The sequence below is a fragment of the Flavobacterium anhuiense genome, assembly GCF_004151235.1.
Lineage (GTDB): Bacteria > Bacteroidota > Bacteroidia > Flavobacteriales > Flavobacteriaceae > Flavobacterium > Flavobacterium anhuiense_A.
This window is the reverse complement of record NZ_JUIV01000009.1, coordinates 1-24,707: the sequence shown is the minus strand read 5'-3', so window position 1 is coordinate 24,707 and position 24,707 is coordinate 1. Positions and strand designations below refer to the sequence as shown.

At 35.7% G+C, this 24,707-nt stretch carries 24 protein-coding genes; 15 read left to right on the top strand and 9 right to left on the bottom strand.

Annotated features, from left to right (window positions below):
- The first annotated feature begins 2 nt into the window (after positions 1–2).
- The 8 genes from NU08_RS12475 to NU08_RS12440 all read left to right on the top strand — a co-directional run bounded on the left by NU08_RS12475 (position 3) and on the right by NU08_RS12440 (position 6,907).
- Complete coding sequence (locus NU08_RS12475) at positions 3–1,889, top strand: amidohydrolase (protein ID WP_129747443.1); 1,887 nt, start codon at positions 3–5, stop codon at positions 1,887–1,889.
- Positions 1,890–1,900: 11 nt separating this feature from the next.
- Entirely contained in the window at positions 1,901–2,335 is a 435-nt protein-coding gene (locus tag NU08_RS12470) for a DoxX family protein (RefSeq protein ID WP_129747441.1), read from the top strand.
- Positions 2,336–2,655: 320 nt separating this feature from the next.
- Entirely contained in the window at positions 2,656–3,129 is a 474-nt protein-coding gene (locus tag NU08_RS12465) for a Dps family protein (RefSeq protein ID WP_129747439.1), read from the top strand.
- Between the two features lie 9 nt (positions 3,130–3,138).
- Complete coding sequence (locus NU08_RS12460) at positions 3,139–3,810, top strand: YoaK family protein (RefSeq protein ID WP_129747437.1); 672 nt, start codon at positions 3,139–3,141, stop codon at positions 3,808–3,810.
- 49 nt (positions 3,811–3,859) lie between these two features.
- On the top strand, positions 3,860–4,225 hold the full coding sequence (locus NU08_RS12455; protein WP_410501064.1) for a GNAT family N-acetyltransferase: 366 nt from the start codon (positions 3,860–3,862) through the stop codon (positions 4,223–4,225).
- Positions 4,226–4,425: 200 nt separating this feature from the next.
- A complete protein-coding gene (locus tag NU08_RS12450; protein ID WP_129747434.1) occupies positions 4,426–5,046 on the top strand; it encodes an alpha/beta hydrolase in 621 nt (206 codons plus the stop codon).
- Positions 5,046–5,396 (top strand): hypothetical protein, encoded by a 351-nt coding sequence (locus tag NU08_RS12445; protein ID WP_119790407.1) that lies wholly within the window; start codon positions 5,046–5,048, stop codon positions 5,394–5,396. Before NU08_RS12450 ends, NU08_RS12445 begins: the two co-directional genes overlap by 1 nt.
- A gap of 572 nt (positions 5,397–5,968) precedes the next feature.
- Entirely contained in the window at positions 5,969–6,907 is a 939-nt protein-coding gene (locus NU08_RS12440; RefSeq protein ID WP_129747432.1) for a ring-cleaving dioxygenase, read from the top strand.
- A gap of 199 nt (positions 6,908–7,106) precedes the next feature.
- On the opposite strand, the gene NU08_RS12435 is transcribed toward NU08_RS12440, so the two are convergent.
- The 7 genes from NU08_RS12435 to NU08_RS12405 all read right to left on the bottom strand — a co-directional run bounded on the left by NU08_RS12435 (position 7,107) and on the right by NU08_RS12405 (position 17,746).
- Positions 7,107–8,516: an efflux transporter outer membrane subunit gene (locus NU08_RS12435; protein WP_129747430.1), complete on the bottom strand. Its 1,410-nt coding sequence runs from the start codon at positions 8,514–8,516 to the stop codon at positions 7,107–7,109.
- Positions 8,517–8,518: 2 nt separating this feature from the next.
- Positions 8,519–11,674, bottom strand: coding sequence for an efflux RND transporter permease subunit (locus NU08_RS12430; RefSeq protein WP_129747428.1), 3,156 nt, complete (start codon positions 11,672–11,674; stop codon positions 8,519–8,521).
- A 27-nt stretch (positions 11,675–11,701) separates the two neighbouring features.
- Complete coding sequence (locus tag NU08_RS12425) at positions 11,702–12,835, bottom strand: efflux RND transporter periplasmic adaptor subunit (RefSeq protein WP_129747426.1); 1,134 nt, start codon at positions 12,833–12,835, stop codon at positions 11,702–11,704.
- 519 nt (positions 12,836–13,354) lie between these two features.
- Complete coding sequence (locus tag NU08_RS12420) at positions 13,355–14,110, bottom strand: LytR/AlgR family response regulator transcription factor (RefSeq protein WP_129747424.1); 756 nt, start codon at positions 14,108–14,110, stop codon at positions 13,355–13,357.
- 5 nt (positions 14,111–14,115) lie between these two features.
- A complete protein-coding gene (locus NU08_RS12415; RefSeq protein ID WP_129747422.1) occupies positions 14,116–15,210 on the bottom strand; it encodes a sensor histidine kinase in 1,095 nt (364 codons plus the stop codon).
- Positions 15,211–15,248: 38 nt separating this feature from the next.
- The gene (locus tag NU08_RS12410; protein ID WP_129747420.1) at positions 15,249–16,295 is read right to left on the bottom strand and encodes a beta-ketoacyl-ACP synthase III; all 1,047 of its coding nucleotides are present in this window, start codon (positions 16,293–16,295) and stop codon (positions 15,249–15,251) included.
- Positions 16,296–16,912: 617 nt separating this feature from the next.
- Positions 16,913–17,746, bottom strand: coding sequence for a universal stress protein (locus tag NU08_RS12405; protein ID WP_129747418.1), 834 nt, complete (start codon positions 17,744–17,746; stop codon positions 16,913–16,915).
- A 214-nt stretch (positions 17,747–17,960) separates the two neighbouring features.
- On the opposite strand from NU08_RS12405, the gene NU08_RS12400 reads away from it, so the two are divergent.
- The 7 genes from NU08_RS12400 (at position 17,961) to NU08_RS12370 (ending at position 22,501) form a co-directional block, all read left to right on the top strand.
- On the top strand, positions 17,961–18,545 hold the full coding sequence (locus tag NU08_RS12400) for a Crp/Fnr family transcriptional regulator (protein WP_129747416.1): 585 nt from the start codon (positions 17,961–17,963) through the stop codon (positions 18,543–18,545).
- Between the two features lie 86 nt (positions 18,546–18,631).
- Positions 18,632–19,165, top strand: a complete 534-nt coding sequence (locus NU08_RS12395; protein ID WP_129747414.1) for a YceI family protein — start codon at positions 18,632–18,634, stop codon at positions 19,163–19,165.
- 12 nt (positions 19,166–19,177) lie between these two features.
- On the top strand, positions 19,178–19,405 hold the full coding sequence (locus tag NU08_RS12390; RefSeq protein WP_129747412.1) for a tautomerase family protein: 228 nt from the start codon (positions 19,178–19,180) through the stop codon (positions 19,403–19,405).
- A 12-nt stretch (positions 19,406–19,417) separates the two neighbouring features.
- The gene (locus NU08_RS12385) at positions 19,418–20,155 is read left to right on the top strand and encodes an SDR family NAD(P)-dependent oxidoreductase (RefSeq protein ID WP_129747410.1); all 738 of its coding nucleotides are present in this window, start codon (positions 19,418–19,420) and stop codon (positions 20,153–20,155) included.
- A 20-nt stretch (positions 20,156–20,175) separates the two neighbouring features.
- Complete coding sequence (locus tag NU08_RS12380; RefSeq protein ID WP_129747407.1) at positions 20,176–20,550, top strand: nuclear transport factor 2 family protein; 375 nt, start codon at positions 20,176–20,178, stop codon at positions 20,548–20,550.
- A 6-nt stretch (positions 20,551–20,556) separates the two neighbouring features.
- The gene (locus NU08_RS12375; protein WP_129747405.1) at positions 20,557–21,618 is read left to right on the top strand and encodes an NAD(P)H-dependent flavin oxidoreductase; all 1,062 of its coding nucleotides are present in this window, start codon (positions 20,557–20,559) and stop codon (positions 21,616–21,618) included.
- A 487-nt stretch (positions 21,619–22,105) separates the two neighbouring features.
- Positions 22,106–22,501, top strand: coding sequence for a DoxX family protein (locus NU08_RS12370; RefSeq protein WP_129747403.1), 396 nt, complete (start codon positions 22,106–22,108; stop codon positions 22,499–22,501).
- Positions 22,502–22,714: 213 nt separating this feature from the next.
- Here NU08_RS12370 and NU08_RS12365 read toward each other — a convergent pair whose 3' ends face one another.
- Together NU08_RS12365 and NU08_RS12360 are read right to left on the bottom strand one after the other, a co-directional pair.
- Positions 22,715–23,482 carry a LytR/AlgR family response regulator transcription factor gene (locus NU08_RS12365; RefSeq protein WP_129747401.1) on the bottom strand — a complete coding sequence of 256 codons (768 nt, stop codon included), beginning with the start codon at positions 23,480–23,482 and terminating at the stop codon, positions 22,715–22,717.
- Complete coding sequence (locus NU08_RS12360; RefSeq protein WP_129747399.1) at positions 23,463–24,479, bottom strand: sensor histidine kinase; 1,017 nt, start codon at positions 24,477–24,479, stop codon at positions 23,463–23,465. The genes NU08_RS12365 and NU08_RS12360 overlap by 20 nt, the downstream gene beginning before the upstream one ends.
- Between the last annotated feature and the right edge of the window lie 228 nt (positions 24,480–24,707).

Here is a 24,707-nt window from a genome sequence, read left to right as displayed (position 1 = left end):
TTATGAAAGCAGATTTAATTTTATTCAACGGAAAAATTCATAGTTTCAATCCAGAAACGCCAGACGTTACAGCAGTAGCCATTAAAGATGGAAAATTTATCGGAGTTGGAAACGACAGCGATATTATGCAGTTTGCTTCTGAGGAAACCAAAATAATCGACCTTCAGAATAAAAGAGCTGTTCCTGGAATAAACGATTCACATATTCACCTTATCCGTGGCGGATTAAATTATAATTTAGAATTGCGTTGGGACGGAGTTCCTTCCCTAGCCGATGCGCTTCGAATGCTGAAAGAGCAGGTAGACCGCACGCCAAATCCGCAATGGGTTCGTGTGGTTGGCGGTTGGTCGGAATTTCAGTTTGCCGAACGCAGAATGCCAACTTTAGAAGAAATCAATGCTATTGCGCCAGATACTCCTGTTTTTATTCTGCACTTATACGATAGAGCCATTATGAACAGAGCTGCGCTGAGAGCTGTTGGTTACAACAAAAATACTCCTGCGCCTCCGGGTGGACAAATAGAGCGCGATTCAAACGGAGAACCAACAGGACTTATTATTGCAACGCCAAATGCGATGATTTTATATTCTACTTTGGCTAAAGGTCCTGCTCTTTCTTATGAGCATCAGATCAATTCAACGCGTCATTTTATGAAAGAACTGAATCGTTTCGGAATCACAAGTGTCATTGATGCTGGTGGCGGATTTCAGAATTTTCCCGACGATTATAAAGTGGTTAATGAATTGAATGAAAAGAAACAACTGACGGTAAGAATTGCGTACAATCTTTTCACGCAAAAGCCAAAACACGAATTTGAAGATTTTTCAGATTGGATTGATACCGTAAAATTATATCAAGGAAATGACATGTACCGTCACAATGGCGCTGGCGAAATGTTAGTTTTCTCTGCTGCCGATTTTGAAGATTTTCTGCAGCCTAGACCAGATCTTCCAGAAAACATGGAAGCCGATTTAGAAAAAGTGGTTCGTCTTCTGGTAGAAAACCGTTGGCCATTTAGACTGCATGCGACTTATAACGAAAGTATTACGCGATTTTTGAATGTTTTTGAAAAGATAAATCAAGACATTCCTTTTAACGGACTTCCTTGGATATTTGACCACGCTGAAACGATTGACGAAAGAAACATCGAACGTGTAAAAGCTTTAGGTGGCGGAATTGCTGTACAAAGCAGAATGGCGTATCAAGGGGAATATTTCACAGATCGCTACGGTACGAAAGCCGCTGAAAATACACCGCCAATTAAGAAAATGATCGAAATGGAAGTTCCTGTCGGTGCGGGTTCAGATGCAACGCGCGTTAGCAGTTACAACCCGTGGGTTTCAATGTATTGGATGACCGTTGGTAAAACTGTCGGAGGATTGCAATTGTACAACGAAACCAGATTGAATAGACAAACTGCTTTGGAATTGTATACCAGAGGAAGCGCTTGGTTTTCGCAAGAACAAACTAAAAAAGGAGATGTCAAAGTAGGCATGTTTGCCGATTTAGTGGTTTTAGACCGAGATTATTTTACAATTGACGACGAAGACATTAAAAAAATCGAAGCCGATTTGACTATTGTAGACGGAAAAATTGTGTATGCAAACGGAGATTTTTCTTCTTTCTCCCCGCCTCATATTCCGATTTTGCCAGATTGGTCACCAACAAATATTTACAACGGATATCCTGTGAGAAGCGGTCTGCAGAGTGCAATTGAAAAAAATGCAAAAGCCGATGCAAAACCAAAAATAACATCGCAGATTCATAGCTGCAGCGGAAGTTGCGACGTTCATTTACACAATCACGATGCGGCTCGATTGAGCAATGTTCCAGTTAATAATTATAATGCATTCTGGGGAGCTTTAGGCTGTTCTTGTTTTGCTTTTTAAATTTTAAAGAAATGATCGAATTTATAAAACAAATATTGTACTCCGACTTAGGAACCTCATTCAACAATGCAGCGCTTTTAGCTTTTAGAGTTCTGCTTGCTGTTGAATTATTTAGAGTACACGGAATGAAGAAATTCAGAGTTGAAAACGGACAAAAAGAACATGTTCCAAATCCGTTGCATTTGCCAGAAAAACTAAACGGTTTAGTAGCAACGTTTTCAGATACTGTAATTCCGTTTTTCATTATTCTCGGACTTGGAACAAGGCTCGCTGTCTTGCCCACAATTGGCGTAACGGCAATTGGCTATTTTGTGGTTCACAAAAACGATTCGCTCGAAGTGCGCGATGTACCATACATGTACACTTTATCTTTATTACTGCTTCTTGCTCTTGGTGCAGGAACATATTCACTAGATCATTATTTAGTAACATTATTAAACAATTAATTTAAACACAAATATTTTTAAGACATAGAAACATAGCTTTTTGGGATTGAGTAAAAGGCGTTTCTCTTTGCATTAATACACATAGCATATTTTTATTCTCTCGCAGATTGAGCAGATTAGGCGGATATTTTCCATTACAAACTTTGTCAAAGTTTAAAACTTTGACAAAGTTCTCACAAAGCGTTAATAAATCTATGTGTTAGAAACTAGTTTCTTTCTTTATTCTTTTTCAAAATCAAGAAAAACCTATGTTTCTATGTGTTTATTCATTTAGATTCCTCCATAACTCATAACTCATAACTTATTAAATCCAATTTAAAATGAAAGCAAACATCGGAATCAAACAAGAAAACATCTCAAAAATCGTAGAGATTTTAACTAAAGTTCTTGCAGACGAATTTATACTTTACACCAAAACAAAAAGAGCACACTGGAACGTTGAAGGTCCAGATTTTTATAACAAGCATATTTTCTTTGAACAACAATATGATGCAATTGACGAAATTGTTGATACTGTAGCAGAAAGAATCCGTTCTTTAGGACATTATACTCCTGCTACTTTAAAAGATTTCTTAGCTTTAACACATCTTACTGAAGAATTACAAGAGAAAAATGACAGCAATGGTTTTATTAAAGAATTACTTTTAGATCACGAAAGCATTATTATTTATCTGCGAGAAAACATCAATCTTATTGCTAACGATCTGCAAGATGCAGGAACAAGCGATTTTATTACAGGTCTTGTAGAAAATCATGAAAAAATGACGTGGATGCTTCGCGCTCATTTAAACTAAAAAGAAATTATGGAAGTAAAACAAAACAATATCTGGTACGTAACCCTGCTTTTAACAATCATAGCAGGGTATTGCGATACCGTAACCTTTGTCGCCGCCGATTCGATATTTTCGGCGCACGTTACAGGCAACTTTATCGTATTTGCTTACCAGATTATCAAAGGCTCAGATCTTCATGCGTGGATAAAACTGCTTACTTTCCCTATTTTTATTATTGCGGTAATTACTGGAGGAAGAATTGCCTTAAAAGCCACTAATCGCTACACTATCTTATTTTGGGAAGGAATAATGTTGGTTTTAAGCGGCATTGCATCGTATGTTTTTGGTTACCTGCAAAATTTCGAAGAATGGACGATGTACACGGTTGCCATGACGACTGTATTTGCAATGGGACTACAGAATGCTTTTGGAAAGCTTTACGCCAAAGAAACACACGGCCCGACAACTATGATGACAGGAAACGTAACTCAAGCCTCTCTTGATTTAGGAAATTTATTAAAAAACGGATTTAAAGACGCTGAAGTTTTATTAAGTTTTAAAAAGCAATTAGTTACTATAATCGGATTTCTTGTAGGATGTTTTCTTGGAGCTGTTGCAGGAAAGTTTTTCGGATTAGGGACTTTAATTCTGCCAGGAATTGCTATGATTATTTGCTATTTGTACCATCGAGACAGCCAGTAAACAAGCTTTTTTGAATTGCAGTTTACTAATAATATACTATCTTTAAAGAATGGTTTTCTCTCTTTTTCCTAAAAAAGAAATGACGGATATTAGGTATAAAATAAAAATACAACCCAATAATATGGAAACAATAAAATTAGAATTAGACGAAAAAAAACATGGTGCTTTCAATCTATATGTTGACGGTAAAAAACTGGGAGAAATGACGGTAAGTATCAAACCTGATCTATTGACGGTTTATCACACTGGAGTTGAACCGGAAGCAGAAGGAAAAGGTTATGCAAAGAAACTTTTAGAAGAAATGGTATCGTATGTTCGCGCCAACAATTTGAAGGTTTTGCCGCTTTGTCCTTATGTGCACGCTCAATTCAAAAGACATCCAGATGAATACGAAGATATTTGGAAGAAATCTTAAGCTCTTTAGTCTATAAATATTAAACACATAGAAACTTAGATTTTTCTTGATTTTGGAAAAGAATAAAGAAAGAAACTAGTTTCTCACACATAGATCTGTGTTTTTTTAAACTAAGTGAAACGCCTTTTGATCGTAACAAAAACTATGTTTCTATGTGTTTAAAAAGACAGTTGCAGATTTAAAAAAATTAAAAATTTATTATGAATACAGATATATTTACAGGCGGTGTTCCTTTAAATGAAGCCAAAAAAGCCCTAATCATGATTCACGGTCGCGGTGCTAGTGCGCATGATATTCTTTCTATCGCAAAACATCTTAAAGTAGAAGATTTTGCACTGGTTGCTCCTCAGGCAGAAAATAGAACTTGGTATCCGTATTCGTTTTTGGCTCCGCTAAACGAAAATGAACCTTCATTTTCAAAATCTTTGGATGCAATTCATCAGGTTGTTGTTGCTATTCAGCAAAACGGAATTGAAAAAGAAAATATTTATTTCTTAGGTTTTTCTCAAGGTGCTTGCCTTGCTTTGGAATTTACAACTCGAAATGCTGCAAAGTATGGCGGAATCGTAGCTTTTACAGGCGGATTAATTGGTGATAAGGTGTATGAAAATCATTATTCTGGAAACTTTGAAAATACGCCCGTTTTTATTGGAACAAGCGATCCTGATTTTCACGTTCCTGTAGAAAGAGTGAATGATACCGAAGCACTTATGGAAAAAATGGGTGCTGACGTTACTAAAAAAATCTATCCAAATATGGGACACACCATCAGTCAGGATGAAGTAGATTGTGCAAATGCATTGATTTTTAATAAAAAATAATGATTACCATAACTCGTGTTTACAGCGATGCTAACGGAGAAAGTCATTTTGAAGACTTTCAAGTTCCGTTGAAAAACAATGGCGATATCGGATTTTTATCTGATGATGAGCCTGTCAAATCTATTGTTTTCAGAGAAGTAAGTCCGTCTTACGATTACGATTTTCATAATGCGCCAGACCGCCAGTATATTGTTTTACTGGAAGGTGGCGTAGAAATCGAAACTTCCCTGGGAGAAAAAAGAACATTCCCGACCGGTTCAATTTTATTGGTAGAAGATACTACCGGAAAAGGCCACAAAACTAAAAATATCGAGCCAAAGCTGCGAAAATCAATATTTATAAAATTGTAATTTAAAAAAGTGTCACAGATTAAAAGGATTTTTTTTTGCCACGAAGGCGCTAAGGCACAAAGTTTTTTTTTTGCAAATACTAAAAAGGAATCTCACAAAGAGTCGCAAAGTTTTTTCTAAAATTAAATCAATAATAAATTTCAATCTGCTTAAATCTATTTAAATCTGCGTGAAAAAAAATCAAAAGTAAGCGCAAGACTCTATGTGTATTTATATAAGTGAAACGCCTTTTATACATCCCAAAAAAAACTATGTTTCTATGTGTTTAAGAAAGATTAAATATTTAATCGGCTTGAATCAGTTTAAATCTGTGAGAAAAATATTCTTGTGATTCTCTAAATATGCCATTTCATATCAGTAAAGTCTCGATATATCGTGTAATACCAAATTAGACCTTTCTTAAAAACCCTGAAAATAAAGCGTTTAATCAAATGGAATAGGATTTGGTTATTCTTTGAAAATTTCTAAAACGTGCCATTTTTCATTTCTTAATCTAGGTTAATCGATGCAGAAGCATAACGGACGTAAATTTGTAAAAGAAAAATCAATAACAATTTAATATAACAAATACCATGGAAAATAAAATATTAGGCTTACACCATATTACTGCAATCGCAGGTGACGCTAAACGTAATTTTGACTTTTATTCAAAAGTTTTAGGATTAAGATTTATCAAAAAAACAGTAAACTTTGACGATCCTGGAACATACCATTTTTACTTTGGTGACGAAGTGGGAAGCGCTGGAACAATTCTCACTTTTTTCCCTTGGGGAGAAGGAATCCAACAAGGAAGAAAAGGTTCTGGAATGGCAACAGAAATTGGTTATTCTGTTCCAAAAGGAAGTTTGGATTTCTGGCAGAAACGTTTTGAAAAATACAATGTAATTTACAATAAACCAGCTGAAAAGTTTGGAGAAAAATATTTGACTTTCTTAGATCCAGACGGATTAAAATTAGAGTTAATCGAATCTAAAACAGACGATAACAGAAAAGCTTGGGAAACTGACGAAGTAAAAGCTGATGTGGCTACAAAAGGTTTTCATAACATTACATTGACTTTAAACAGCATCAAAGCAACCGCTGCCATCTTAACAGACATATTCGGTTACAAATTAATCGATCAGGAAGTAAACCGTTACCGTTATGCTACAGATGCTGTAGAAAATGCTGCAATTGTTGACTTGGTAGAATTGCCAGAAGAAAAACGCGGTTTAAACGCAAACGGAACTGTTCATCACGTAGCATTCCGTGTTCCAAACGACGAAATTTTGATGAAATTTAGAGAAAAAATTGAAGATTACGGATTACAGATTACGCCGCAAATTGACAGACAGTATTTCCACTCTCTATATTTCAGAGAACCGGGCGGAGTTTTATTCGAAATTGCAACTGATAATCCTGGATTTACTGTAGACGAAAGCTTAGAAGAATTAGGTCAAAACTTAAAACTTCCAGCTCAATACGAGCCGCAAAGAGCTGCTATTGAAGCTCATTTGGTTAAAATTAATTAATTGAAAAGCTAAACTGGGTTTGATCCCGAAACACACAACTATTTTGAAAAAGCTATCCTTATTTAGGATGGCTTTTTTGTTTGCCCTGAAACCCGAAAGCACAGATTCCGTTGCACTATTCTTTTTTAATTCAATTCAAAAAGAAATTCACCACCTCTATAATTGCTTACAGAAATGGTGAACCATCAAAAATTAAGTATTACTCTACTCCGCCGCCTAAAGCACGGTACAGGTTAATTGCTGCATTCAGCTTTTCGAGTTTTATTGTTACCAAATCCAATTCGTTTTGGAGCGAACTGTTTTGAGCTGCGATAACTTCCAGGTAATTGGCCATTCCGCTTTTGTAAAGCAAAGAAGCATCTGAAGTCGCTTTGTCCAAAGACTCGGCTTTATCTTTTGCTAAAATTATACGTTCATCAGCATATTTCATTCTAGACATGGCATCGTTTACTTCGCCAACTGCCGTTATAAAAGACTGTTTGAATTGTACAACCGCTTTTTCTTGTTCTAAAACCGCCACTTCATAAGTCGTTCGCAACGCTTTTTTTCTAAAAATCGGCTGTGCTAAATTGGCCGCAATAGTTTTGGTGATTGAACCTGGAAAATCGAACCAGTTTTCAAATTCAAAAGAATTAACCCCAATTGACGGATTCAAACTTAAAGTCGGATACATGGTTGCTTTTGCCAATCCTGTTTTAGCATTGGCAGACATAACCGCATATTCACTAGCTTTCACATCTGGTCTTCTGCTTAAAAGCGAAGCTGGAATTCCTGTTGGGAAAATAACCGAAACTTCGGCAGCATCAATATTTCCTGCTCTTTCAATCTTATCTGGATATTCTCCGCATAAAATCTGCAAAGCGTTTTCTTGAACTGCAATATTCGCTTTCGCTAAAGGCACTAACAATTCGGCCGTTTTCTTCTGAGCTTCGGTCTGATTTACTGCCAAAGAACTTATTGAACCCGATGCATATTGCAATTTCATCATGTCCAAAGTATTGGTGCTCAACTCGATATTTTTCTCTGCAATTTTAAGCTGTTCATCTAAACCTAAAAGATTGTAATACGACTGCGCCACTTGAACAATAATTCGGGTTTTTAATGCCGAAAGATTCTCTTTTTGAGCAAAATAAGCTGCTTTTGCATCTCTTTTCTGCATGGCTGCTTTTCCCCAAATATCTACTTCCCACGAAAGACGAAGATTAGCGCTGTAGTCATCCATATAATCTTTACCGATAAACTGCTGGCTTAAAGATCCGTTTAGGGAATTTTTAGACGGATAAGAACGGCTCGCTCCAGCATCGAAATCTAGTGTAGGTAATAACGATAATTTGGCTTGTTTATAACTGAGGTCGAGCTGTTCCATGCTTTTCATCGCAATGATAACTTCATTGTTTTTTACTAAAGCCTTTTCTATCAAAGCAACCAGAAGAGGATCTTTGTAATAGCTTTTCCACGGAAGCAAAACCGTATCTCCAGTTACCGCGATTTCTTCGCGGAACTTTTCTGGAGCATTTAATTCTGTACGGGAATATTTTTTTCCTACCACACACGATGTCATTATCAATGCAATAAGTAAAACCATTCCAATTTTATATATTATTTTCATTCTTATTCTTTTATCGTTTGAACTTGAGTCGCAATCTTCTTTCTTGATACTTTTTCCTGTAAATATTGGAATACAATGAAAAGTAACGGAATCACAAAAATTCCCAAAACAACACCGCTAAACATTCCGACTGCCGCACTCACACTGATAGATCGGTTTCCGACTGCAGTTCCTCCAGAAGCAAACATCAACGGAATCATACCTACAATAAATGCCAGCGAAGTCATAATAATTGGTCGCAACCTTGATTTTGCTCCTTCAATTGCTGCGTCGATTATCGTTAATCCAGCAAGACGTCTTTGTAAGGCAAACTCCACGATCAAAATGGCATTTTTCGCCAAAAGTCCAACAAGCATAATTAATCCGACCTGAACGTAAATATTATTATCTAAACCAACTGCTTTAATTCCAGCGAAAGCCCCTAAAATTCCAGTCGGAATAGAAAGCAATACAGCAAGTGGCAATAAATAACTTTCGTACTGCGCTGCCAATAAGAAGAATACAAACAATAGACATAATCCGAAGATGGCAACAGTCTGGCTTCCTCCTGCTTTTTCTTCCAAACTTAAACCTGTCCATTCGTAAGTGTAATCAGAAGGCAGTTTATCTAAAACTTGTTCCAGATTCTCCATAATTTGTCCGTTACTATAACCAGGCAAAGCCATCGCTGTAATATTTACCGAATTATAAAGGTTGTAACGGTTTACGGATTCTGGTCCGTACACTTTGTGGAATTTCACTATAGATTTTACAGGAACCATTTGCATATCGGCATTTCTCACAAAAATCTCATTAAAAGCATCTTCATCCATTCTAAAAATACCATCGGCTTTTACATTCACACGGTAAAATTTACCAAATCTCGAAAAGTCAGCTGATTGATCTCCTGCAAAATACGTCTGAATATTTCCTAAAAGTTCTTTGATATTTACACCCATTTGGCGTGCTTTATCTTCGTCAACTTCCAATTCCAATTGCGGATAATCGGCTCTAAAAGTCGTGTAGGCATATTGCACTCCTGGTTGTTTCATAATCTGTGCGATTACTTTATCAGACATCGCTTTTAAAGTTTCTGGACTTCTCGCCATTCTGTCCTGCAACACGATTTCGGCACCGCTCGTTACACCAAATCCTTCAACAGGAGGCATTCTGAAAACCATAATTTGGCCTTCTTTAATTTTAGCCAATTTTCCGCTTACGATATTCATGATTTCTTCAATATCCTTAACTGCTCCCCTATCTTTTTTAGGTTTTAGTTTGATAAAACCTAATCCGTAAGCAGGGCTGGCACTATTACTCAAAATATTGAATCCTGTAATACTTGTGTTTACATCAATTGCTTCTATTGGAGCCAATTCTTTTTCTAATTTCTGAATTACGGCCGTAGTACGATCCAAAGCTGTTCCTGGTGGCATTGATAAACTGTACACCATAAAACCATCATCTTCAAGAGGTACAAAACTTTTTGGCGTAGACATCATCGTGTAAACCGCAATGGCTGTAATTCCAGCAACTAATCCTGCTGCAAGCCATTTTCTGCCAATTAAGAAACGAACACCTTTAATGTATCTTCCCGTTAAATTGTTGAAACCGCTATTAAATCCGACGAAAAAACGGTCTTTAAAACTCGTTTTATGTTCATTTTCTCCATGCTTATGTCCATGATTTTTTAGCAGAAGCGCACATAATGCAGGCGTTAAAGTCAAGGCATTTACAGCCGAAATGATAATCGCAATCGCCAACGTATAAGCAAATTGCTTATAGAAAATTCCAGAAGATCCTGTCATAAATCCAATTGGGATAAATACCGCCGACATGACCAAAGTGATCGAAATAACGGCTCCTGTAATTTCTGCCATTGCACCGTGTGTTGCTTCTTTGGCCGAAATTCCTTCGTCTTCTTCCATTTTACTATGCACGGCTTCGACAACTACAATGGCATCATCGACCACAATTCCGATCGCTAACACCAAGGCAAAAAGCGTTAGAATATTAATCGTAAATCCAAAAACCAATAAGAAGAAAAACGTTCCTACAATCGCAACCGGAACTGCAATAGCTGGAATAATCGTCGAGCGAATGTCCTGAAGGAAAATAAACACGACGATAAATACCAGAATAAAAGCTTCAATCAAAGTCGATTTTACTTGTCCCGTTGCTTCGTCCAATCTTTCTTTGGTACTCATTACATTAACGTATTTGATACCTGGAGGGAAAGATTTAGATAATCGTTCTACTTCTTTGTTGATTCCGATTTCAATGTCATTTGCATTAGAACCCGAAGTTTGTAAAATCGCCATCGTAACAGCATTTTTACTGTTCGATTTATTGTCTCCGCTATACGAAATAGAACCAAATTCAACTCGTGCAACATCTTTTAATCTTAAGACATTACTTCCATTATTTTTAACGACAATATTTTCATATTGTTCTGGCTTATTCTTTTTTCCTTTGTAACGTATTACATATTCTAATGCTGCAGAAGATTCTTCGCCCAGTTTTCCCGGAGCCGATTCTAAACTCTGTTCTGCAATAGCTTGAGTTACATCTGACGGAACTAAACCTGCATTTGCCATTTTGCGAGGATCTAGCCAAATTCTCATCGAATAATCTTTCACCCCAAAAATCTGAACCTGCCCTACTCCTGGAACACGTTTCATTTGAGGCACTAAGTTGATATTTGCGTAATTCTGCAAAAACAATTCGTCGTATTTGCTATTATCATCTGTATACAAGTTGAAAATAACAATCATACTATTTTGCTGTTTCGAAGTCGTCAATCCCATTCGGATAACTTCTTGAGGCAGTTTTGGCGTTGCTTGCTGCACTCTATTCTGTACGTTTACCGCAGCCTGATCAGGATCTACACCTTGTTTGAAAATAACACTGATCGAAAAAGATCCGTCATTACTAGCAGTAGATTTAATGTACTGCATGTTTTCAACTCCGTTAATCTGCTCTTCTAAAGGCGTTACTACCGAACGAATAACGGTTTCGCTATTTCCTCCCGGATACGAACCGCTTACCATAACTGTTGGCGGCGAAATATCTGGGAATCTTGTTACCGATAATCGGGTAAGACCTATAATCCCCAGTATAACCAGTACAATAGAGATAACTGTGGCCAATACTGGCCTGTCTATTATTTTCTTTAACATGGAAATGTTATTTTATTGAATGAAAAATTATTTACTGCTTGTGTTTGCAGTGGCTATTTTTGGAACAACTTCCATTTTATCGTAAAGCATGTCGATATTATTCAGCGCTACTTTATCTCCAGATTTCAATCCAGATTTCACGAAATAATCTGATCCGGCACTTCCTGCGATTTCAATTGGAACCATGGCTACTTTATTGCCTTCTTTTAAAACAAAAACAAAAAATTTATCCTGAATATCTTTTACGCTCGCCATCGGAACTGTTATAACTGATGACAAACTTTTGTTCAATACAATTCTTGCAGAACCTCCTGAACGCAATATTTTCTTCGGATTTGGGAAGATGGCTTTTAAAGCAATTGTTCCTGTTGCACGATCGATGTTTCCGCTGGCAACTTCCAGTTTTCCTTTTTGATCGTACTCGCTGTCATCGGCCATAATTAAACTTACGGTCTGATTGTTTTTTGCGTCTTTTGAAAAAGCCAAATAGTCTGCTTCTGTCAAAGAAAAATATACAAATACGCTATTAATCTCCGAAAGTGTAGTTAATGGAACGGCGTCAGCTGGTGTAACTAAATTTCCAATTCGGTTTGGAATACGGCTAATATAGCCGCTTACGGGAGCTTTAATCAAAGAGAAATCGGCATTTAACTGAGATGATCCCAAAGCGGCTTTAGCTTGTGCTACTTGTGCTGTTGCGGCTTCGTAATTGGCTTGCGCAGTTTTTAACTGCATGTCTGAGAAAACTTTTCCTTCAACCAAAGGCTTAATTTTTTCCACTTCCAATTTCGCATTCGCTTGATTTGCTAAAGCGCTTTTGTAAGCTGCACGACTGTTGTTTACTTGTTCGGCGTAAACGTCGCCTTTAATTTTAAAAAGAGATTGTCCTTTGGCTACATAGTCTCCTTCTTTTACATAAATAGCTTCAAGATAACCTGATACCTGAGCTTTTATATCAACGTTTACAGTACCTTCGACTGTACCTGGATATTTCTTTTCTACTTCTCCTGTTGCCGAATTGGTCTGAAGAAAGTCTACTTCTGGCTTTGGCGGAGCCATTTGCGCATCTCCACTTTTTCCACATGAAGAAAGGGAGATCATTATCAATAAAATTGCAATCCTGCCAATTGCGTTATTATTTTTAAAATACTGTTTTGTCATTTTACTTTTCATTTTTAAATGAATTACCTCAAATTTGGCAGCAAAATAACAGCGTAAAACCGCTTTTTTATGGAAGAAATTTACCCAAACGACATATTTTGATACTGAAACGGATGTTTTTTTTGAGGTGCTAAGGTTCTGAGATACTAAGATTCTAAGTTTTTTTTCTGCCACGAATTCCACGAATTTTCTCAAATTAAATTGTTTTGTGCAATACTGCAGATAATATCTCGAATTTTTATCGCCAAGTTGGTAAAACGCAAAGTTTGTCATTTCGACGAAGGAGAAATCTCCGCGAGAAACTCTACAAAGATTGGCTATAGATTATGGAGCTACTTGCGGAGATTTCTCCTTCGTCGAAATGACAAAAATGAGAGCAAAACATCATAAATACAGGAAAAAATTTGCGGAAGTTCGTGGAATTTGTAGCAAAAAAATCGCATCTCCGTATCAAAAAAATTTGTGAATTCGTGGCGAAAAAAAACCTTAGCACCTTAGCATCTCAGAACCTTAGCAACTTTATCTATCCATCCACTGTTTAAAGAAAGGTGTTTTTTCTCGGCTAATGATTACCTCGCGTTCGGGATCTAGTTTTAATTGGATTTTTAATTTTGCGTTGAAGTAGTTCGCAATAGATTTGATGCTTTCCGCGCGAATGAAAAACTGGCGGTTGGCACGGAAGAAAATGTTCGGATCTAATTCCTGTTCCAGTTCTTCCATAGTTTGCGGAATCGAGATAATAACACCCGATTTTAGGAACAGATTGCTGGTTTTAAATTCCGAATAGATAAAGTCGATATCGGCAACATCTACACTTTTGTAGCCGTCACGATGCGTTACTAAAAAGCGCATTCTGAATACTGGCTTTTGTATAAGTTCTTTTAGAATTCCAGCGATATTGGTTACGCTGGTTTCATTTTTATTTAAAGATTTGAATTTAGTTAAGGCGAATTCCAATTCGTTTTTTTCGATGGGCTTCATCAAATAATCGATGCTATTTACCTTAAAAGCTCGAATCGCATATTCGTCATATGCTGTGGTGAAAATTACAGGACAAGTGATTTCGATTTCGTCAAAAATAGCAAAACTCAGTCCATCTGCTAAACGAATGTCCATTGTAATTAAATCTGGACATGGATTCGATTTTAGCCATGCAACAGTATCTACAACAGTATCAATAATGCCTAGAATTTCGCAATTGGGTTCGAGTTCTTCCAACAGCCTTTTTAATCGGCTAGCGTTAATGCTTTCATCTTCTACAATTAAAATCTTCATAACTCTTAAATTAATGGCAGACGTACTTCATAATAGCCATTTGTTTCTGTGAAAATCGGCATTCTCTGAGATAAAATTTTATAACGAAATTCGATGTTTTTATTTCCAATTCCTGTTGAAGTCAACGTTTTTCCAGCGGTTCTTTGCAGATTATTTCGAACGATAATATCACCAGAATCCGAAAAAACAGAAATGGTTAGCGGATTAGTCAAAGTTGCCATATTGTGTTTTACCGCGTTTTCTACCAACAATTGCAAGGTCAAAGGCGGTAAATGAAGTGCCAACGAAGCAGAATCGATATTAATCTTCAAATCAATTTTTTCGCCTAATCTTTTTTTCAATAAATAAAAATAGGCATTCAGGAATTCTATTTCCTCTTTTACTGTAATGGTATCTTTGTTTGAATTTGAAATCATATAACGATATACTCTCGTTATATTTTCTAAGAACGAAGCCGCTTCTTTCTGATCTTCATAAATCAATTCGGTCAAAGTGCTGAAATTATTGAACACAAAATGCGGATCTAACTGCATTTTTAGAGACTCTAATTTCGAACGTGTTACGGCTTCTTGAAGTTCTGAAGCTTTCACTTTTAATTCAGCTGTTTCTATCGCATTTAAACGCCATCTGTTTAAAAGAAAAATTCCAGTATGAATAGCACTTATAAATAGTGATATAATGGCCGCCATGATTTTGGATTGCCAAATGGTAACCAAATCATTTTCTTCTAAAGCTGTACACGGGTATAAATAATCCCAAAGCCATGAAAAAAAGTAATTAAGAAGAATATTTCCTGCAATTAAGCAGATAAACTGGGCAATGGCCCTAAAGGCTGGATTTTGCTCCCAACTTATGTAATAATTTAACTTTCGGCCAACAAACAAAGTGAGCTCTGTAAGTATGGCGCAATACAATAAAATAATGAAGATGTCGAAGGTCTGGTCTAAATCGAGCAAACCTTCTTCTTCAAAATTTCTGTACGGATTTAGAAAATAATAAGATGAAAGATAAACCAAAAAAACGGCTGGAATTACTATAACTCTGTAGTATTTATAGAAAAAATTCTTGCCCGATTTTTTATTTTGGTTCTTTCTACCCATTTATTCCCTCAACTGTAAAATTGAAAAATCCTATTTTATTAGTGTTCCACTAGAACACCTTCTTCTTTGTTATCGGCTTTAATAGTTTCAACTACTTTTTTATCGCGCATAACGCCCCATTTTAAGCAAGTTGCACCCCAAGAGAATCCTGCTCCAAATGTAGTAATCAATACATTTTGACCTTCTTTGAAATCATCTTTGAAGTCCCATAAACACAACGGAACTGTTGCAGATGTTGTATTTCCGTAACGGTCGATATTTACTTTTACTTTTTCAAAATCAATACCTAAACTTTCGCCCACAGCTGTAATAATTCTCAAATTAGCCTGATGTGGAACTACCCAGTCAATTTGGTCAGCTTCCAATTCATTTTTTGCCAAAGCGTCTTGAGAAACTTGGCTCATGGCAGCAACGGCTCTTTTAAATACAAAAGCTCCGTCTTGTTTTAAATAGTGTGTTCTATGTAAAAGACTCTGCATAGAAGTTGGATTTCTAGAACCTCCCGCTGGAACAGCCAAAGAAGAAACTCCACTTCCGTCGGTTTTCAAGATAGTTTTCATTAAACCTGCATCAGATTCGCTTTTTTCTAATAAAACGGCTCCTGCACCATCTCCAAAAAGAATACAGGTATTACGGTCTTCATAATCTACGATAGAGCTCATTTTATCTGCTCCAACGATGATTAGTTTTTTGTAGCGTCCACTTTCGATCATGTTTGCTCCCATTTCCAGCGCATACAAAAATCCACTGCAAGCCGCATTCATGTCAATTCCAAAAGCATTTGTAAGTCCGCTTTTATCGCAAACAATACTTGCTGTTGGTGCTAAAATGTGATCTGGAGTTGCTGTTGCTACTAACAACGCTTCTATTTCTCCACGATCTACATTATAATTTTCGATAAGATTTTCAATCGCTGCTGCGGCAAGATCAGATGTTGCTGTGTCGTCGTCTGCGATTCTACGTTCTCTAATTCCAGTTCTTTTAATGATCCATTCCTCCGATGTATCAACTGTCTCTGAAATTTTTTTGTTGGTCAAAATTGATGATGGTACGTAACCACCTATAGCTGTAATTACTGCGCTCATTGTTTTTTATTTTTTTTAAGCTTTGTACTCTTAGAACCCAATGCTTAATATTTTTTCTTCTTTTTGACAGCTCCCGATAGGAAACGAAATATCTTATAGAGCAGTCGCAGGAAACAATTTTAGTATTCCTTAAAAGCCGATTAAATCTGTTAGCAATAACTTTTTTTGAGAAATTAATGTTTTAGAAAACCTTAACAAACTAAAAACACTATACAAAATCCAATTAAAATAAATTAAAAACCTATACAAAGTGTTCTCTCGGTATTACTTTGTGTAGAATCTTTAATTTATCTTATTTTTAAAATCATACAATGCGGTTTCAGTTTGCAGATAATTCTCAATTTTGGCTGTTGCCAATGCTGATAAAAAAACCTATCTGCATTACGTTTTTTAGAGTGCCACAAAATTAATTTAAAAATATCTTAAACTAGCAGACAATTAAGAATAATTAACAAAACTGGCTGAAATGTTAAAATATAATTTTGAAATTCGACAACTAGCTCCAAAAATTATAAAATCCCTAAAATCAAAAAAAATCTGTTAAATTTTATTTTGATACCATTTCTTCAAAAAAACTTTATAATTTTTATATCATTATTTTTAAATCAAATCAATCTTTAATAATTCGGAAATGACAATAATGGGATATCAAGTCCCGCTGCCAGAATCCTAGTTTTGCTTCTGTGAACCAAAGAATCCCAAAAACCGTATTTTTGAGGCACCATAATCAGAAGATCGGCTTCATAATTTTTAATTTCTTTCTTAATTTCGTTAATAACAGCGTTCGATCTAACTGTTTTATACAGATATTTTACATCTTCAAATTCTTTTTCGAGATTCGAATTCATCAAAATTCTGTGCTGTTCTTCTTTCAAATCATCCAATTTATCATCTACAGTAAAAAACTCAATTTCGGCTTCAAAATCACCTAAAGCATTTTTGATCCAACTGAATTTTTTAATGGCCGAAAAACTTAAGCTGTCGCAAGCATATAAAACCTTTCTTATATTAACGAAACGTGCATTTTGAGGAATAGCCAAAACTGGAATCTGCAAATTTTTAATCGCTGTTGTAGTTGAATTTCCTAATAATTCCTGCTCAAAAGAACGCTCCGCCATTCCCATTACCACAACATCTGCATTGGTCTCCTTAATAATTCTTGGAAGTTCATCTTCTAAAAAAGAATACGTACAAATTGCTGCAGTTTCAATTCTATATAAATCGGCTGTTTCCTTTGCCAATTTTTCTAGTCTAGCAATTGCTCTGTCAATCTGCTTTTGCATAGCATCAGCAGTTATATGTGAGTTTGCGCTATGCACGCTCAGAGAAAATGAATTAAATAAAACCAATTTTGCGCCAGTAGCTCTTGCAAGCCCAGCTGCATAAGCCACTGCGTTATTTGCAATATCAGAAAAGTTTGTCGCGGCGATTATAGTAAGAGGTGAAATCATAAATTAAGTAATTAAGCTTTCTGCAAAATTGCCTAAATAAACGCTTTACATTTTTTTTATATAACCGAATAATCATTTTTTACGACCCAACCGTAAAATATCATTCCTGAAAAAATAGCCATTCGTTTTTTGTTTCTTACTTTAAAACCATCAAAAATTACTGAAGCGAGCCGTTTCAATATTTAGTATTTTTACCTTTATTAAAACTTCAGTAATGGATGCTAAAAACCTCTTAAAAGAACATGTCTCAAAAATTGTTGCCTTAACAGACAAACAGTTTGATTATTTCTTTTCGCATTTTAAAACAGAAACTTTTAAGAAAGGGCAAACTGTTATTAGTGAAGGTCAGAATGTTGACAAAGAGTATTTTGTTGTTTCTGGCTGTCTAAAATCTTTTTATGTTAATGATGAAATAAAAATGTACATTCTGCAGTTTGCGATGTCTACTTGGTGGGCATCAGATTATGCGGCACTTTACAACAAAACCAAAGCAACAATTAATGTAGATTGCATTTCGGACGTTGAAATTCTTTCTCTTTCTAATGATGACCGAGAAAAACTCTGCAGAGAAATACACGAAGTTGAGCATTTCTTTAGATGGCGTACCAATCGCGGTTATGTGGCTTCTCAGAAAAGATTGCTTTCTTTTATGAATAATGATACGAAAACGAGATACGAAGAACTGCTGGCTCTCTACCCTGCTTTATACAACACTGTTCCCAAACATTTAATCGCAGCTTATCTAGGTGTTTCAAGAGAAACTTTAAGCCGATTATACAACGCTTCCAAATCGCATTGACGAATGTGATCTACATCACGTAATGAACTTCTGAAACCGCCATTACTTTGTACTATAAATTAATAACAATTTAAAAGTATAAAATAATGGAAACTCAAAATTTTAAAATTTCAAATACTGAAAGTCAAGTAAACTGGATTGGAAAAAAAGTTACTGGACAACACAATGGAACAATTAATATTGAAAAAGGTAATTTTACTTTTTCTAATAATGAACTTACTGGCGGAAATGTCATTATCGATACTACTTCTATAGTAATTCTTGACGTTACCGATCCTGCAACAAATCAGCAATTTGCTGGACATTTGGCTTCAGATGATTTCTTTTCTACAGATAAATTTCAAACTGCTACTTTAGATATTACAGCGGTTTCGAAACAAACTGAATCAGATTATTTTATTGAAGGCAATCTTACGATTAAAGCTATTACATATCCAATTGGTTTTAATTTGGAAGTAAAAAGAAACGAGAGCGATTTGAAAGCTTCAGGTAAAATTATCATTGACCGCACCAAATATGACATGAAATTCCGTTCTGGCAATTTCTTCACCAATCTTGGAGACACTTTAATCTACAATGATTTTGAATTGGATGTTAACCTAACCGCAAAACTTGCTTAATACCTAGAAATCATGCCATACGTAAAAATTGAATTAACAAGAGAAGGCGTTACCAGAGAACAAAAACAACAACTGATTTCTGGTATTACAGAACTCATCACTGAAGTTTTAGACAAAGATCCAAACCTTACTCATATTGTCATTCAGGAAATAGAATTGGACGATTGGGGATTTGCAGGCGAACAAGTTTCGGTATTGCGCGAAAAAGGCATTACCGCTCAAAGAAAAAAAAACTTTTAAGAATAAGAAAAAATGAAAACAATTATAATCACCGGTGCCTCTACAGGCATCGGTAAAACAACCGCACAATTATTTTTAGAAAAAGGGTATAATGTGGTGATCAACTCCGCAAATTTAAAAAACCTTGAAAATACGTATCACGAATTAGGGCATCCTAACCAATTAGCAATGGTACATGGCGATGTAAGTCTTATTGCTACGGGAAAACAATTAGTGCAAACGGCTTTAGAACGTTTTGGAAGCGTCGATGTATTAATCAATAATGCGGGAATTTTTCAGCCTCAATCTTTCTTAGATGTTGAAGAACAAGATTTAGATCGTTTTTTAAACATTAATTTAAAAGGAACTTATTTTACCAGTCAAGCCGCAGTAAAACAAATGCTTGTGCAAGGAGAAGGATCTATTATTAATATCGGAACCGTTTTGGTTGACCATGCTATTGATGGATTTCCTGCTACAGCACCAATTTCAAGCAAAGGCGGCATTCATGCGTTTACCAAACAGCTGGCAGCAGAATTTGGCAAAAACAATATTCGGGTAAATGCGATAGCTCCCGGAATCATTCGAACACCGCTTCAGGCAAAAACAGGTGTTGATGATGCAGACAGTTTAGCTGGACTTCATTTACTAAATCGTATTGGAGAAACCAACGATGTGGCACAATTGGCTCTTTATTTGGCTGAAAGCAATTTTGTAACGGGAGAAATCATTAATTTAGATGGCGGTCACGTTGCTGGCCATAGCATTTGATAACTTCAAAAGTTAAAATCATGGAAAATTTTAGCACAAATGCAGCTTTAATTACGGCTGTACTTATGAATTATTTTAACGGAATTTACAACGGCGACATAACTACCTTAAAAAGTGCTTTTCATCCTAAAGCAATTGTCGCTGGAGATATCAACGGACAGCCTTATTTTAAAACTTTAGAGGAATATCTTGAAGGCGTAAAAAACCGTAAAAGTCCGAAAGAATTGGGCGAAGATTTCAAAATGAAAATCCTATCTTTAGAAATTATCAATAACACAGCTGTTGCTAAAGTTCAGGTTCCAATCTTTGGTTACAATTACTACGATCAGTTAAGCTTTGTTATTGTTGATGGTAAATGGATTATCATCAATAAATTACTAACAAACGTAAATTAAAATACAATGTGGAATTCAACCAAAATAACACAGTTACTAGGAATTGAGTATCCAATTTTACAAGGTCCTATGGGCGGTGGTTTTTCAACTGCCGCCTTATTGGCTGCCGTAAGCAATGCAGGCGGATTAGGCAGTTATGGCGCTTATACGCTCACTCCCGAAGAAATTCGTGAAGCTGGAAAAGAAATAAAACTCGCTACTTCTAAACCTTATAATATTAATTTATGGGTTAATGATGTTGACAAAAGCCTCCTAAATTATCCTCCAGAAAAACTGGAAAAAATAAAACTGCTTTTTAAGCCTTATTTTGACGAATTAGGGATTCCGCTTCCTGATTTATCTTCTGATATTCCTTCTAAATTTGAAAAACAAGTTGAAGTTTTATTCGAACTCAAACCAGCCGTTTTTAGTTTCATTTTCGGAATTCCATCTAAAGAAATCCTTCAAGAAAGTAGAAAACTAGGCATAAAAACCATTGGAGCCGCAACGACTCTAGAAGAAGCACTCGCTCTAGAAGATGCCGAAGTAGATGCTATTATCGCTGCTGGATTTGAAGCGGGAGGTCATAGACCATCATTCTTAAAACCAGCGCAAGATTCTTTCACGGGATTATTCACTCTTGTACAGCAACTAAAAGCTAAAACCAAAACGCCAATTATTGCTGCGGGCGGAATTATAGATGCAAAAGGAATAAAAGCCGCAATGGCGTTAGGTGCCGATGCCGTACAATTGGGAACTGCTTTTATGGTTACCGATGAATCTGGCGCTGCACCGATTCATAAAGAAATGCTTTTTACAAAACCAAACACGCCAACAACAGTTTCGAAATCACTAACAGGAAGAATGGGCAGAATGATCAGCAATACAATTTCTGATGCTGTTCCTTTTGAAACTGAGGTATTACCATTTCCGCTTCAGACCAAATTAATCGCACCTTTAAAAGTAGCCGCACTCGCGCAAGGAAGAACTGATATGGTTAGTTTTTGGTCGGGACAAAATACAAGCAATTTAAAACATCATAAAGCTGGAGAATTGATGCAGGCTTTAATTGCTGAAATGTCTGCTTAGTTTTTTTACCGCAAAGAGCGCTAAGTTTTTTTGCTTTAGATTGTGTTTTTAAGTTCGCAAAGCTTTGTCTTTTATAATCTCGCAAAATCGCAGAGTCGCAAAGGATTTTATTTTTAAAGCCACAGATTATTAGGATTAAAAGGATTTTGTTTCACGCAGATTTTGCAGATTTTAGCAGATTTCATTTTTATTATTTAAAAAATCTGCGCCGATCTGCTTAAATCATTTTAAATCTGCGTGAAATAGAACTTTGCGACTCTGCGACTTTGCGAGATTAAAAACCATAACATTTCCACACAAAGCTTTGCGAACTTAAAATCTCCAGCATTTATATAAAAAAATCCTTGCGCTCTTTGCGGTTAAAAAACACCACCCAACATCCCGTCCATTTCACCCCGAAGTTTGTCCGTTTCAACAAGATTCTGATTTCGTTTTTAAGGCTTTCAACGCACATTTGTACCGTTAAATAACTTTAAATATCAAAATCATGAACTCAAAAACAACAAAAATTATCTATTGGACAGGCGCAGTATTAACTTCTTTATGGTTTGGCGCAAGCGGTTTCTTCGAATTAACAAACAATCCATTGGTTTGGGGAATCACACAACAATTGGGTTATCCAGCGCATTTTATCTACATCTTAGGCGTTTTTAAAGTAGCTGGAGTTATTACGCTTTTAATTCCGAACAAATTACTGAGATTGAAAGAATGGGTTTTCGCAGGCATATTTTTCGACATCATTTTTGCTTTCTTTTCAAAAATTGCGGTCTTAGGTTTCGGGGCTGCAACTGATGCGATTATTGCCTTTATCATGGTGAGCGTAACCTATGCAATGTATAGAAAACTATATACTGCAACTTACGTTCCTTCAGAAATCAATTAAAACAAAATTACATCAAAATAAAAATGCCTAATAATTAAATATTAGGCATTTTATTATTTTCTATTTAATCTTTCTTTAATTAATTATCATGAAAAAGATCATCTTAATTCTCTGTTTTATACTTTCAGCTTTGTTTTTTATAAGCTGTTTTATGTTTCCTGGATTATAAAATCAAGCCAATTAATTTATCTGAATCATCAATAAATTAATTGGTTATCTATTTTCCAGCCAACTCAAAAATGCTGTTGCTTTTTCTTTTCCTACCAATATTTTTTCTTCTGTTGGAACACTTAATTTTACCAATATCTTTCTCGAGAAATAATGTTCTGCTTCTCTTATAGCTGTAAAATTAACCAAATACTGTCTGTTAACCCTAAAAAACTGAATTGGTGATAAAAGTTTATGAATATCATCCAAAGACTGCGTTAACGGATATTCATTTTTATCTAAAGTCATAATCGTTGGCGTTTCATTTCTGATATAAAAAAACGCAATATTCTCCGTTAAAACCGTTTGGTATTTATTGTTTTTAAAAACCAAAAAACTGCTTTTCCCTTTGTTTTCTCCATTTCGAGTCAGCAAATAATCAAAATCGGGCATTGCTTTTTTATTTCTTTGAAAGAAGTTTTTCAGTTCTCCCGCTTTCTTCAAAGCTTGCGAAATACTTTCTCTTGAAAAAGGCTTTAAAACATAATCAATTCCGTTTGACTTGAAAGCGTCGATTGCATAATCATCAAAAGCGGTACAGAAAATTACGGGCGATAAAACCTCAACATTCTTAAAAATCTCAAAACACTGACCATCTGCCAGCTGAATATCCATGAAAATCAAATCGGGCTGATCGTTTTCTGAAAGATAATCCACCGCCCCGTCAATGCTTTGTATATACGACAAAATCTGAACATCGGGTCTGATGCTCAGAATTAGCTGGCCAAGCGCTTTGGCCGTTTTTACTTCATCTTCAATTATTATGATAGTCATAATCAAGTGGTATTTTTACTTTAAAGGTAGTTTCGTCTTTGTCAATTTCAATTTCTTTATGAATCAGGTGCATAAAACGCTGGTTGATATTATCTAAACCAACACCTGTAGACACGGCGCCTCTTTTGAGCTGAATTTTATTTTCGACCACTAAAAACTCATTTTCTGTATAGAGTTTTATTTTCAAGGGTTTATCTAAAGAAACGACATTGTGTTTGATGCAGTTTTCAATCAATAATTGCAAAGTAAAAGGCGGAATTGCCGAATCGTACTGTTTTGGATTTACTTCATTTTCTAAAACAAATCCGTCTTCAAAACGAGCTTTCAGCAGATAAACATACGAATCTAAAATCTGAAGTTCTTCGCTTAGCGGAATCAAATCCATTTTTCGGCTTTCTAGCGTAAAACGATAAAAATCGGATAATTTCAAGATAAAATCCGAACTCTGCGGGTCTTGAATATCAACCATAGATTTTAGCGTATTCAAACTATTAAACAAAAAATGCGGATTGACCTGCTGTTTCAATAATTCGTATTGAGCGCCTAAATTTACGGCTTTTGTGCGTTCTAGTTCAACTCCCATTTGCTGTGTCTGATAATTTTGAAAAAGCAGATGCAAAAACATATAGACAATCAAATTGATTAAAACTCCTCGAAGTTCAAACATGATTGGTGCATCCATTTTTGAAACCTGAAACAATTCCTGATGCGCAATTACCAGAATCACCATCAAGACAATCCCTAGAATAACACTCAGTAAAAGTTTCCAGTTAAACAGACTTTTATTAGCATGATTAGCAGAAAATTTGGGCAAACTGTAGATGTTGTAGTACCATATAAAAAGAGAAAACAACAGCGTAATCGAAGAATTTATAATAAGATCTCCAGGTGTAGAATCGGCATCAAATAATTTAGGAATCGAAGCCATAACCGCCAATGCAATCGAACTTCCCCAAATGACTTTGAGCGAAACCTGAAAACGTTTTGTTTTTTCCATATTTTAATTGGTTTGTTATGATCAAAGATAAGTTTATTTGAAAAAGATTTCACGCAGATTTTATAGGATTTTAGCAGATGTATGTGGATTTTTTTCCCAGTTTCCCACACAGTTGTCATTTCGACGAAGGAGAAATCTTCGTAAGTAACTCCACACAGCACGTCGCCAATCTTTGTAGAGCTTCTTGTGGAGATTTCTCCTTCGTCGAAATTGTAAAAGTTACTTATT